This is a genomic window from Salinisphaera sp. LB1, assembly GCF_003177035.1.
Lineage (GTDB): Bacteria > Pseudomonadota > Gammaproteobacteria > Nevskiales > Salinisphaeraceae > Salinisphaera.
The window spans coordinates 618,987-631,053 of the sequence record NZ_CP029488.1; the positions used below are offsets into that span (position 1 = coordinate 618,987).

A 12,067-nucleotide genomic window follows, 5' to 3' on the forward strand; every position below is an offset into this window, starting at 1 on the left:
GCCCGGCGCGAAGCCGGTCAAGCACTTGCCACGGGGTTCCGGCGGCGCGGAGTCGGCGTTTATGGCGCGCGCCGGGGCGCCTCGCTGCCCCTAGCGTATTCGACCTGCTCGCGCAACCAGCGCTCCATCTTGCGGCGGGCCCGGCGATTGGTCATGCGCCGACTGTAGATCGAATCCGGGCACAGCCGGTCGCGGTTCTCGCCGTGGACGACGAAGGTGCGCTGTACGCCGATGGCGTGACCGGACGGGCCATAGTTGCAGATCACGGTGAGCTTGAAATCGCGCACACCCATACGCTTGACCGGGTCGTCCTCGCCATCGATCAGCCCGTGCTGCTGGCCGGATTGACGCAACAGGGTCTGAAACGTACCGAGATTCATATAACAGCCGGTATCCAGCGGCCCCTGGCGCGTCACCTCACGCGGGTCGTTCCTGGCATTCCAGGGCTCGGCGTCGTCGAAATCTGTGACCGAATCCCGGAATTTACGTCCGTCCTGGAGCTTGATGCTGAGCACGACACACTGAATGTAAACCGGCTCGTGACTCATGTTGCTGACGATCGCCACCGAATTGATCTGTTCGCCCCAGCCCTGGTTGATCAGAATCCGAGCCTGGCGCTGGCGCTTGAACGCCTGATACAGCAAATGGGCATAGAACAGCCAGATGATCATCGTGCCGAAATTGGCAATGACGGACAGCGGCTTGGCGTTGGCCGTGAAAAAATCCCACATGACCTGTTCCTGTACTCGACACGGCAGACCATGGCGCTTTGCTTGCGCCCGTGATGTCTTGCCGGGACGCGCTATCCGGTCGGGCCGTGCCCATCGGTACGATGAAACGCGCAGGTATGCAGCGCGGTCTGCACGCTCTGGCCGCTTTGCCAGCAGTTGGCCTGCGGCTGTACGCGCGGGGTGGGGATATCGGCGCGGTTCGCGCGGCGTTTGTCGGAGTCCACGCCCAAGCGACGGTCGCGCGCGGCCAGTTTGTCGGCGTCGATCTGGCCATCCTCGGTGAAGGCCATCATCAGCTGCGGTACGCCGTAGGGGAAATCGTCGCGATCGACCTGCCAGGTATGGAACGTCTTGCCGTAGGTGGTCACCAGATCCTCGAAGTACGCACGCTCGGCCATTTCGGGCATGCCCGGTGCCACCCACTGACCGGATTTGATCTCATAGTGGTGGCTGTGCCACAGCTGCTTTTCGTCGTCGGGCAGCTGCGCGTAGCGCTCCGCGCTGATGATGTATTCGATACCGATCAATTTCGCGTCCTTCGCGTTGGAATCGAAGATCACGCACTGATGCAGATCCGGCGCCAAATGCATGCAGAAATGGCTGGCCTCCACCTGCCGACCCATATCGTCGGCATACATGTGAAAGCCGTTGAGATAGGTATTCATCGACTCCAGCGGGATCTTGCGCTGGGCCAGCGCGGCCGCGCCGTCGAGCGCCTGATGCTTGGGCGGATGGCCGCGGCCGATGGAGACCGCACGGCTTAGGCGCCGGCCGAGCCAGAAGCCGCCGGCTACGGCCAGCCCGGCGGCGAATCCCAGCGCGGCCTCGGTACCGCTGGGCGACGAGCGGCGCGCGCGTGACAAGCGATCGAATTTGGCGAAATCGAATCGGGACATGGCGCTGCCTCTGATTGCAGGCGAGCGAGACACATCGCTCGCGGTGGACCGTTGCCCCGAGTGTGGTGGGCTCCGGGCCATCGCGTCTGTCCGGGCAAACCCTGACGTGGCAGAGTCGATAAGGGAACACCCGAATTTTCACGAGCGCCGGACTGCCCGACGCTGATGCGCCTCGTGCCCTGATCGAGCTTTTACGCATGCAGAGCGAAAACCTGACAGCGACGGTTCACAGCAGCTGCCCGGAACTGGACGCGGCGCGCGTCGCCCAATGCACTCTGATCACGCTTGATGCGCTTGGCGAGCACCTGAGCGCGGACACCGGCACACACATCGCCTCCGGCTTGCCGAACGAGGCGGCCGCGGCCCTGCGTTCGGGCGCCCGACGTCCGGACACCAGCGGCGAGCCGATCAAGCTCGCCGAGTTTCTCGACAAGGTCCGCGCCCGGACCGAATTGCCGCCGGAACAGGCGGATTCGTTAACCTACGCGGTCGCAATCACGCTCGCCCAAGGGCTCGATGCAGCTCGCTTGAAGCAACTGCGCGACGAGTTGCCCTGGGAGCTGGACCGCCTGTTTCGCGACTGATACGTAACCGCTCGCCGGCCGGCCCGGGCGGACAGCACGCAAACCGGCTATTGCGGCCGGCCACAGATATCCCATAGCTCGGTCAGCAACCACTCCGAATCAAAGGGTTTCTGAACAAACTCGGTATTCGGCGGCAGGTTCGGCGGCCTGCCACAGACGGCAAACTGCGTGCCGCTCATGAGAATGAGCGCCGGGTGCGGACCCAAAGCAGCCAGCCGCTGGCACAGCGTCGCGCCGCTCATGCCAGGCAGCAACCAGTCGATCATGAGGCAGCAGAAACGGGAGGTCTCGTCGGCATCGATGAATGCCTCGGCCGAGTCGAACAGCCGAACATCGAAGCCATCGCTGCCGAGCAACGCGGCCATTGACATGGCGAAACCTGCATCGTCGTCGATCACCGCGACCCGACATTGTCGAACGGTATCCAGCATGGCAATAGCCCGGAGAGGATATATTGGAAATTACGTCGACAGGGCCGGCGACGATGCAGGCGCACCGCGCTCAGTGCATCTTCAACCGGGGCCCGTGATCGGGCGAAAAGAGCTCGGCGAGCAGGCGCTCGATGCCGCGCGCGGCCCCACCATCTCGCGCTGGCGTTCGAGTCCGCGGCAAGCCACCGCCGACAATCACCAGGCGCGTCGAAGTCGCGCTCATGATCCATACCCTCGCTGATCGCAGGCTTTTTCAACGCTCAGGGTGGCTTAGGTGCGCGGGCGAATTGATCCGGGAAAGCACAGAGATCATCGGGGGCTGGCTGGGGTCTAACCCCCAGCACAGCGTGGCCCCTCGCTCCGTGCTGGAACGCCCCGCGAACAAGCCGGGCGACCGCGCCCCGACGACTACCGCCGTCGCTCGGGCCCGCGGTTGCGGGCTGCACTCGGCGACTCGCCGGTGGCGGTCAGGTGCAGGCGGACCAGTTCGGCCAGCGAGCCGGCGCGCATCTTGTTCATCACGTTGGCACGATGCAATTCGACCGTTTTCGGACTGATGCCGAGGCGTCGTGCGATATGCTTGTTCGACCAGCCTGCGACCACTTCGTGTAGCACGTCGGCCTCGCGTGGGGTAAGCAACGCCATCCGGGCGCACACGCTCTCGCAATGTTGATGTTCGGCCAGAATCTCGCGGCTACGTTCGGTCGCCTCGCGCACTTCGGCCAGCAATAGCTCGCCGTTCACCGGCTTGGTGAGGAAATTGGCCGCCCCTTCGCGCATGGCTGATACCGAGGCCTCGACGTCGCCATAGCCGGTCATGAAGATCACTGGCAGATGCGGGGCCTCGTCGGCCAGCGAGCGCTGAATATCCAGCCCGCTCATATCGGGTATGCGCAGATCGAGCAGTACACACCCCGGACGCATGTCGCGCTCGCGCTCGACGAATGCCCGCCCCGTCGAGTACCCGACACTCACAATCTGTATCGAGTCGAGCAAACAACGAAGCGAATCACGTACCGCGTCGTCATCGTCGACGACATGAACCAGCGGTTCCATCGCATTTCCGCTTGCGTGTGGTGTGTCAAGGCTAGCAGCCGGCAAGCCGGGTTGAACCCGTATTTGCCCGCATATCGCCAATTGACGTCAGTATCGGCGAACGGGACCGAACACCTAGGGATTGTCACGGATTGGGTGGCTGGCCTGTTGCACCTACGGTGGCATGGCGATTCGATGTGGATACCTGCTATGTCTCGAACCGTCGGAGATTTCATCGTCGCGCGCCTGCACGAATGGGGCGTGACCCGTTGCTACGGTTACTCGGGCGACGGCATCAACGGGGTCATGGCCGGTCTGCGCCGCGCCGCAAGCGGACCGCGTCTGATCCAGCCCCGGCACGAGGAGCTGGCCGCATTCATGGCCAGCGCCCACGCCAAGTTCACCGGTACGCCGGGCGTGTGTATCTCGACCTCGGGCCCGGGCGCGATCCATCTGCTCAATGGGCTGTACGACGCCAGCAAGGATCACGTGCCGGCGGTGGCGATCGTCGGCCAACAGTCGCGCATGAGCCTCGGCACCGATTACCAGCAGGAGATCGACTTGATCTCGCTGTACAAGGACGTCGCCGGCGACTACGTGCACATGGTGTCCGATCCGCGCCAGGCACGGCATCTGGTCGATCAGGCCATGCGCATCGCGATCGGCCGGCGCGCGGTCACCGCGCTGATCGTGCCGGCCGATATCCAGGACGCGCCGATGGAACAGCCACCGGCCAAGCACGGGGCGACGTTTTCCGGCGTCGGTTACAACCCGCCGGTGACGTGCCCCGCCGAAGCCGATCTGGAGGCCGCTGCCAAGGTTCTCGACGCGGGCGAACGCGTGGCCATCCTGGCCGGCGCCGGCACCAAGGACGCAGTCGACGAGGTACTGGCCCTGGCGGACAAGCTCGGCGCGGGCGTCGCCAAGGCCATTCTGGCCAAGACCATGATCCCGGACGACGTCGACTACGTCACCGGCACGATCGGCCTGCTCGGTACCGAGCCGAGCGCCGACATGATGGCCGGCTGCGATACGCTGCTGATGATCGGCACGCGTTTCCCCTACGCCGAATTCCTGCCGACCGACGATCAGGCGCGCGCGGTGCAGATCGATATCGACGCCGAAGCGCTCGGCCTGCGCTACCCGACCGAAGTCAACCTGCACGGCGAGGCCAAGGCCACGGCCGCTGCGCTGACCGAGCGCGTCAATCGCAAGACCGATCGCGAATGGCAGAACAAGCTCATCGAGAAGACCCGCGACTGGTGGAACACCATGGCCGAACGGGCGAAGATGAGCGCCGATCCGGTCAATCCGCAGGCGATCTTCGCCGAGTTGTCGAATCGGATGCCCAGCGACGTCATGCTGACCTGCGACGTCGGCTCGGCGACCAACTGGTATGCCCGTTATCTCAAGATCCGGCGCGGCATGATCGGATCGGTGTCCGGCGGGCTGGCGTCGATGGGCAACGGCGTACCCTATCTCGCGGCGGCCAAGTTCGCCTATCCGGACCGTCCGGGCATCGCCATGGTCGGCGACGGCGCGATGCAGATGAGCGGCAACCAGGCGCTGACCACGATCGCCAAGTACTGGACCGAATGGGCTAATCCGACGGCCATCGTGCTGGTGCTCAACAACCGCGATCTCAACCAGGTGACTTGGGAACAGCGCGTCATGGAAGGCGATCCCAAGTTCGAGACCTCGCAGGACCTGCCGGACTTCGCCTACGACCAGTACGCCGAGCTGCTGGGCCTGAAAGGCCTGCGTATCGACTCGCCCGACCAGATCGAAGGCGTCTGGCGCGAAGCGCTGGCCGCCGAGCGGCCGGTGGTGATCAACGCCTACACCGACCCGGAGGTCGCCCCGCTACCGCCGCATATCAGTTTCCAGCAGGCCAGGAGCTTTATGTCGTCGATGGTCAAGGGAGACCCGGAGTCGGCGCACATCATTCGCGAATCATTCAAGCAGATGTGGGCCAAGTGGCGTGACTGACGGCCACGGCCGGCGACCCGGCGCGTCACCCAGTGTCGGCGCGCCGCGTAGCCAGCACTGGCGGCCGTTTTCTTTCCTCGGGCACGAGACACAGCCGGCGGCGCTGCATGACCGTCCCGACCGCCTGGCGTCCGCTCCAGACGGTTAACGGCACCGCGAGGGCCGGACCGAGGATGATCGGCGCGGCCCATAACGTGGCGCCGAATCCGGCCGCGCTCCAGAGCGCCGCAGCCATCCCGATCCCGGCCAGCGTATGCGGCGCCAACGGCGGCCAGGCGTCACGCCAGGCGATATCCAGGCGATCCCGATTCTGTCCGCCCCAGGCCACGCTGCGACCGAACATCAGCCCGATCAGAAACAGCGTGATTGACAGCGCCACCACCGGCGCAATCAGGGCCGATGACAGCAGTTCAACCAGTACGGACGCCGCAAACACGGCGCTGCCGCCGTAGCGGCCCGTGCCGTGGGCGGACAACAGCACATCGAGTACCCCGGCGATCTTGGGCGTGATCGCCAGCACGAACACGCCCACGAACAGGCCGAACCCGAGCCGCACGTCGCCCAGGCTGAGATCGCCGAGCACGCCGCCGATACAGCTTGCCGCGATCATTCCGATCCAGGCCGCCGGCGCGATATACATCCCGATGGCCTGCAGCAGCTGGAAGCGGCTCACCGGCCGCAGCCCAGGGGTGCCGAGTAGCCGCAGGTACTGCATGTTGCCCTGGCACCAGCGCAGTTCGCGGCGAATGAAATCCAGCAGCGTAGGCGGATTGATCTCGTAGCTGTCGCTCTCGACCGGTACCACGCGCACCTCGTAGCCGGCCCGGCGCATGAAGGTCGCCTCGAGCTGATCGTGGCTGAGCACTGCGCCGCCCCACGGCGGGCGCCCCGACAGCCGGGGCAGCCGGCAATGCGCCCGAAACGGCGCCACGCGGATCACTGCGTTGTGCCCCCAATAAGCTCCACAGTCGGCGGTCCACCAGGCCGCGCCCGTGGTGAAAGCGCGCATCGCATGGCGCATGCCGAACTGGAATACACGCGTGAAACCACTGTGGCTGGGCATGCCCACCACGAGGCTCTGCAGAATGCCGATCTCCGGCCGCGCCTGCATGACACCCACCAGGCGCACGATGACCTCACCCGACATCAGGCTGTCGGCATCGAGCGGGATGAAATAATCGAACGCCGCCCCGCGTTGATCCAGAAAATCCGCGATATTGCCCGCCTTGTAGCCGCGATTGTGCGCCCGCCGGCGATAGATCGGCGCGGGTTCGCCGGGCGCGGCATGGGCGCGGAAGGCGGCGAAGGCGGCGCGCTCGGCGGCGATGATATCCGGCTCGTCGGAATCGCTGATCACAGCGAATGTGAATCGATCGATGCCGCCGGTTGCGGCCAGCGAGTCGCGCATGCAAGCCAGGCGCTCGAATACCGGCGCGGGGGCCTCGTTGCGCAACGTCATCACCAGAACCGTACTGCAATCCAGCGCCGGCAACTCGGCATCGGCGTCGGTCAATGCGGCCACGCCAGGCATGGCGCGCACCTGCTCGGGGCGGAGTTGGCGCAGGGCCAGCCCAATCACGGCATTCCAGAAGCCGAGCACCGTGTACGGCATGCTAAGCAGGAAACCGAAACCGATCAGGCCTTCGGACAGCGTCAGGCCGTCGGCGGCCAACAAGGACAGCATGGCCGCGAAGGCCACGGCCAGCGTGACCAGGTTCAGAGCGACAACGAGATAGCGGCGGCGACGGACGTCGACCGGTGCGGACATGGAATGGCGGACCTCGGGCGGACAATCATTCCGAGTCTAATCGCCCGAGGCAGACATCTCGATAACGATCCCCCGAGGGCCTTGTTTCCCGGGCGCGATACTGCCAGAGCGTGGCCGGCGGCCAGTTCTGGGCGACACGGCGATAGCGTTCGGCGCAATAATTCCAGGCGCGCAGATGACGCTGGCGCACCGGGGAGCCAGGTAGATAGGTGATCTGGGTGAAAGTGGCCCCGGGCGCGGCGCGGGCGAAACAGTCGTCCAGCACGGCGCGCTGGCCGGTGCGCCCGAAGTGCAGGATGGGCAGCGTCGAGATGACCGCCGCGATGCGGTCGATACGGCGTGTCTCGAACAACGGGTCCAGCGCCCGCGCATCCGCCCGGGCGACAAGATCCCGACCGAAACGCCGGCGCAGATGCGCGGCGAGCTCGGCGTTCGCCTCGACGATGCACAACCGCTGTCGATCCACGCCCGCCGCCAACATCGCCGACGTCACCGGGCCGGTCCCGGCCCCCAGTTCGACAATCGTGCCTTCATCGGGGGCCGCCGCGACGGCGTCGACGAAAGCGGCCGCCACGGCGGCACCGCTCGGCGCCAGGGTGGCGATCTGGCGCGGTTTCGCCAGCCACAACCGCCATAGAAGCGTCAGTTCCGACATGGAAGAAACCTCCAGGATTTCGGCCCAGATTTAGCAGCGCTTCGTGACCCCGCGATGACGTCCGGCCTTTCACGGCGCGGTCATCCCAGGGTCATCGATTCATCACATGCCCGGCCGAGAATCGGGGCCGTTAATCCGGTCTCTGGAGGCCATCGCATGTCCATCGCGACCCGTATCGAACGCGCTCCGCGCGGCTTCTATTACAGTTTCGCCCAGACCGAAGAGGACATCCGCGACAGTCTGGCCCTGCGCCACCGCGTATTCGTGGAGGAAATGGGCGCCCGCATCGAACCGGGCCCCGCCGGGCTGGAAACCGACGCCATGGATGAATATTGCCTGCACCTGATCGTGCGCGAGGCCACCACCGACCGCGCCGTGGCCAGCACGCGCATCCTCACCCACGAAGCCGCCATCGCCGCCGGGCGCTTCTATTCCGCCACCGAGTTCAATATCGACCGTCTCCTGGCGCGCCCGGGGCGGTTTCTCGAGATCGGGCGGACCTGTGTGGATTCCGCGCACCGCGGCGGCGCGGCCATCGCCATGCTGTGGAACGGGCTGGCGGACCTGATCCGGGCCGACGACTACGATCATCTCATCGGCTGTGCCAGCATCGACCTGCGCGACGGCCTGGACCGGGCGCATGCCATCTGCCGCGACCTCCTGGGGCGCCAGCCGGTGCCTGCGCAGCACCGCGTGGCGCCGCGGCGCCCCCTGCCGGCCGCCTCGAACCGGCTGGTCCGTGCCGTGCGGATGCCGCCGCTGATCAAGGCCTATCTCCGACTGGGCGCACGTGTCGGAGGCCCGCCGTGCCATGACCCCGACTTCGGCGTGGCCGACCTGTTCATGCATCTGGATGTCGCCCGGCTGTCGCCGCGCTATGCCCGGCATTTTCTCGGCACGACCGCCGCCGACAGCGATATCAGGCTCACGGCATAAACGCCCCGTCGCACGGCCGGATCGAGCGCTCAGGTAAACTAGGGGTTTTTTTGAGGGCGAAGTCTTGGCCGACCTGTTCAATGTCACGCTGCTCGGCATCATCGAGGGCATCACCGAGTTCCTGCCCATTTCCAGCACCGGCCATCTGCTGATTGCCGAACGCTGGCTCGGACAACGCTCGGATCTGTTCAACATCGTGATCCAGGCCGGCGCGATTCTCGCCGTCTGCCTGATCTACCGGCAGCGCATCGTCGCCTTGTTCACCAACTGGCGCGACCCGGCGCAGCGCGATTATCTCGCCAAGCTGATCGTGGCCTTTCTGATCACCGCGGTGCTGGGCCTGATCGCGGTCAAGGCCGGATTCCAGCTGCCCAAACACCTGTATGGCGTGGCCTGGGCGCTGATCATCGGCGGCTTCTGGATGATTGCGGCCGAGCAGATCGCCGCCCGGCGGGCCGAGTCGTCGAAGATCACCTGGACCGTGGCCATTCTGGTCGGCATCGCGCAGATGGTCGCCGGCCTGTTCCCGGGCACCTCGCGCTCGGGCGCGACCATCTTCATTGCCCTGCTGGCCGGCACCAACAACCGTAGTGCGGCCACCGAGTTCGCGTTTCTGGTCGGCATCCCGACCATGTTCGCGGCCAGCGGCTATGAGTTGTTCCACAGCATCCACCACGGCCAGGTCGGCAACGTGAACTGGACCGCGGTCGCCATCGGGTTCGTGGTCTCCACCATTGTGGCGTTCGTGGCGGTGAAATGGCTGCTGACCTATATCCAGAGCCATCGATTTACCGTGTTCGCCATTTACCGCATCATTTTCGGGGTGCTGCTGCTGGCACTATTGCCCGGCGCCGGCTGAACGGGTACAGATTGAGCGGCACCCATACCGGATACGCTCCATGAAACACGCCCTGGCGGCACTGCTCAATATTCGCCATCCGCTGATCCAGGCGCCGATGGCCGGTGGGCCGACCACACCGGCGCTGGTCGCCGCGATATCCAACGCCGGCGCCCTTGGCTCGATCGGCGCCGGCTATCTTGCGCCGGATGCGCTGGAACGCACGATCACCGCGGTGCGCGCCGCCAGTGACCAGCCGTTCGGCGTAAACCTGTTCGTGCCGGGTCCGTGCACGCGCGATGCGGCACGGGTAGCGTCGGCCAATGCCCACATGGCCGAATTCCGGCAGGAACTCGGCATCGAGGCCCCGTCGGCCATCGACGACATCGCCCCCGATTTCGAAGCACAGTTCGAAGCCGTGCTCGACGCGGCGCCGACGCTGGTCAGCACCACCTTCGGCGCATTGACGGGCGCCCAGGTCGACCGGCTGCAGACCGCCGGCTGCCGGGTGGCCGGCACCGCCACCACAGTCGCCGAAGCCCGTCATCTCGAAGCCACCGGCGTGGACGCGGTCGTCGCCCAGGGGTTCGAGGCCGGCGGCCATCGCGGCAGCTTTCTCGATGATTTCGAGCGCTCGGCGGTGGGCACGCTGGCACTCGTGCCGCAGATCGTGGATGCCGTGCGCCTTCCGGTGATCGCCTCAGGCGGCATCATGGACGGGCGTGGCATCGCCGCCGCGCATTGCCTGGGTGCAGCCGGGGTCCAGATGGGCACCGCCTTTCTCGCCACGGACGAATCGGGCGCCAAACCCGAGCACAAGTCCGCCCTGCCCGGCGCCGCCGATACCGCGACCACACTCACGGCGGCGTTTTCCGGCAAGCCGGCTCGCGGACTGCGCAATCGCTTCATCGAAGCCTTCGTGCACCACGTCGATCCATTGCCGGATTACCCCGAACAGAATGCCTGGACCAAGGACATCCGGGCGGCCGCGGCGGCCCAGCACCGCCCGGAATTCATGTCGTTATGGGCCGGCCAGGCCGCCGGCATGACCCGGCCCATGCCGGCCAGCGAGCTGGTCGCCACCCTGATCAAGGAAGCCCACGCCCTGATTCCGGGTTGTATCTAGGTGTGTAAAGCCACCAGGTTGTTCAGGCCGAGGGTGCTGATGGGTGTGTGGTAGTCGAGACTGGCATGGGGGCGATGCCAGTTATAGTCATGCAGCCAGTGGGGCAGATGGGCGGCACGCTGATCGGCGTTGTCATAGGCGCGAGCATAGGCCCATTCGTGCAGCGCGGTCTGGATCAGCCGCTCGGCTTTGCCGTTGGTGCGCGGCCGGTAGGGCCGTGTCCTCTTGTGTTTGAGCCCGAGTCGCCGACAGGCCTTGGCGAAGACAGCCGACTTGTAACAGCCGCCGTTATCGGTCAGCACGCGGTCGAATCGTACGCCCAGGTGCCGGTAATAGTGCAAAGCGGCTATCAGGGCGCGAACGGCACTCGGTCCCGTTTCATCCGGCCAGATTGTCGCGTGACTGACGCGGCTGTGATCGTCGATGGCCACGTGGACATGGTCCCAGCCTGCGCCGCGTGAACGTCCGGCTTGTCGATTGCCGGTCACGCGGTGACCGGGGCGCTCGAAGCGGCCGAGCTTCTTGATATCGAGATGCAGCAGATCGCCGGGTGCCTCGCGGGTATAGCGCTTGACCGGCGGCGCGGGATCCAGCGCGGACAGTCGGTTCAGGCCGGCTCGCTGAAGCACGCGTGCGATCGTGGTCACGGGCACGCCCAGTTCGCGACTGATCGCGCGATAGATACGCCGCTCACGCCGCAAGGCCACGATCCGCTGCCGGGTTGCCTCGGATAGCCGATGGGGGCAACGAGCCGGTCGCGAACTGCGTTCATACAAGCCGGACTGACCGTGCTCGCGATATCGGGCCAGCCACTTGTAAGCGGTCCGCACGCTCACGCCCATGGCCTGCGCCGCTTCGACCGGGCGCTGACCATGTTGAAGGATTCGACGGACCAACAGGTCTCGACCATGAACGGTCAAACGCGCATTCTTGTGGGTGTTCATCCGGGTCACTCCTGAAGCTTGAAGGATTCGGCACCCATCAGTTTCAGGGCGGTCGGCTCGGATGAACAACCTACTGAAAGATCACATCTAGGGCCTGTTCCAATCGGCGGTTAACCGCTGCCCGTGGCCGCCGC

Annotated in this window: 13 protein-coding genes; 5 read left to right on the top strand and 8 right to left on the bottom strand. The window is 65.6% G+C overall.

Annotated features, from left to right (window positions below; translation table 11 throughout):
- Positions 1–59 precede the first annotated feature (59 nt).
- Both SALB1_RS02735 and SALB1_RS02740 read right to left on the bottom strand, forming a co-directional pair.
- Positions 60–731: a hypothetical protein gene (locus tag SALB1_RS02735; RefSeq protein ID WP_109992468.1), complete on the bottom strand. Its 672-nt coding sequence runs from the start codon at positions 729–731 to the stop codon at positions 60–62.
- Positions 732–802: 71 nt separating this feature from the next.
- Positions 803–1,627, bottom strand: coding sequence for an OBAP family protein (locus tag SALB1_RS02740; protein WP_109992469.1), 825 nt, complete (start codon positions 1,625–1,627; stop codon positions 803–805).
- 197 nt (positions 1,628–1,824) lie between these two features.
- Here SALB1_RS02740 and SALB1_RS02745 point away from each other — a divergent pair, with 197 nt between their 5' ends.
- Positions 1,825–2,211: a DUF2267 domain-containing protein gene (locus tag SALB1_RS02745; RefSeq protein ID WP_109992470.1), complete on the top strand. Its 387-nt coding sequence runs from the start codon at positions 1,825–1,827 to the stop codon at positions 2,209–2,211.
- A 47-nt stretch (positions 2,212–2,258) separates the two neighbouring features.
- Here SALB1_RS02745 and SALB1_RS02750 read toward each other — a convergent pair whose 3' ends face one another.
- From SALB1_RS02750 to SALB1_RS02755, 3 genes are all read right to left on the bottom strand, one after another.
- On the bottom strand, positions 2,259–2,609 hold the full coding sequence (locus tag SALB1_RS02750; protein WP_158590592.1) for a response regulator: 351 nt from the start codon (positions 2,607–2,609) through the stop codon (positions 2,259–2,261).
- A 103-nt stretch (positions 2,610–2,712) separates the two neighbouring features.
- The gene (locus SALB1_RS18950; RefSeq protein WP_158590593.1) at positions 2,713–2,865 is read right to left on the bottom strand and encodes a hypothetical protein; all 153 of its coding nucleotides are present in this window, start codon (positions 2,863–2,865) and stop codon (positions 2,713–2,715) included.
- A gap of 185 nt (positions 2,866–3,050) precedes the next feature.
- Positions 3,051–3,698, bottom strand: coding sequence for a response regulator transcription factor (locus tag SALB1_RS02755; RefSeq protein ID WP_109992472.1), 648 nt, complete (start codon positions 3,696–3,698; stop codon positions 3,051–3,053).
- Between the two features lie 189 nt (positions 3,699–3,887).
- Between SALB1_RS02755 and SALB1_RS02760 the strand changes: the two genes are divergently transcribed.
- On the top strand, positions 3,888–5,666 hold the full coding sequence (locus SALB1_RS02760) for a thiamine pyrophosphate-requiring protein (protein ID WP_109992473.1): 1,779 nt from the start codon (positions 3,888–3,890) through the stop codon (positions 5,664–5,666).
- A 25-nt stretch (positions 5,667–5,691) separates the two neighbouring features.
- Here SALB1_RS02760 and mdoH read toward each other — a convergent pair whose 3' ends face one another.
- Positions 5,692–7,434: a glucans biosynthesis glucosyltransferase MdoH gene (gene mdoH / locus SALB1_RS02765; protein WP_109992474.1), complete on the bottom strand. Its 1,743-nt coding sequence runs from the start codon at positions 7,432–7,434 to the stop codon at positions 5,692–5,694.
- Positions 7,435–7,459: 25 nt separating this feature from the next.
- Entirely contained in the window at positions 7,460–8,089 is a 630-nt protein-coding gene (locus SALB1_RS02770) for a class I SAM-dependent methyltransferase (RefSeq protein WP_109992475.1), read from the bottom strand.
- Between the two features lie 156 nt (positions 8,090–8,245).
- On the opposite strand from SALB1_RS02770, the gene SALB1_RS02775 reads away from it, so the two are divergent.
- The 3 genes from SALB1_RS02775 (at position 8,246) to SALB1_RS02785 (ending at position 10,989) form a co-directional block, all read left to right on the top strand.
- Positions 8,246–9,025, top strand: a complete 780-nt coding sequence (locus SALB1_RS02775) for a GNAT family N-acetyltransferase (protein WP_199678673.1) — start codon at positions 8,246–8,248, stop codon at positions 9,023–9,025.
- A 64-nt stretch (positions 9,026–9,089) separates the two neighbouring features.
- A complete protein-coding gene (locus SALB1_RS02780; RefSeq protein ID WP_109992476.1) occupies positions 9,090–9,884 on the top strand; it encodes an undecaprenyl-diphosphate phosphatase in 795 nt (264 codons plus the stop codon).
- Positions 9,885–9,924: 40 nt separating this feature from the next.
- Positions 9,925–10,989, top strand: coding sequence for a nitronate monooxygenase family protein (locus SALB1_RS02785; RefSeq protein WP_109992477.1), 1,065 nt, complete (start codon positions 9,925–9,927; stop codon positions 10,987–10,989).
- Here the strand turns inward: SALB1_RS02785 and SALB1_RS02790 are convergent.
- On the bottom strand, positions 10,986–11,933 hold the full coding sequence (locus SALB1_RS02790) for an IS481 family transposase (protein WP_109992478.1): 948 nt from the start codon (positions 11,931–11,933) through the stop codon (positions 10,986–10,988). The genes SALB1_RS02785 and SALB1_RS02790 overlap by 4 nt on opposite strands.
- Positions 11,934–12,067: the final 134 nt, after the last annotated feature.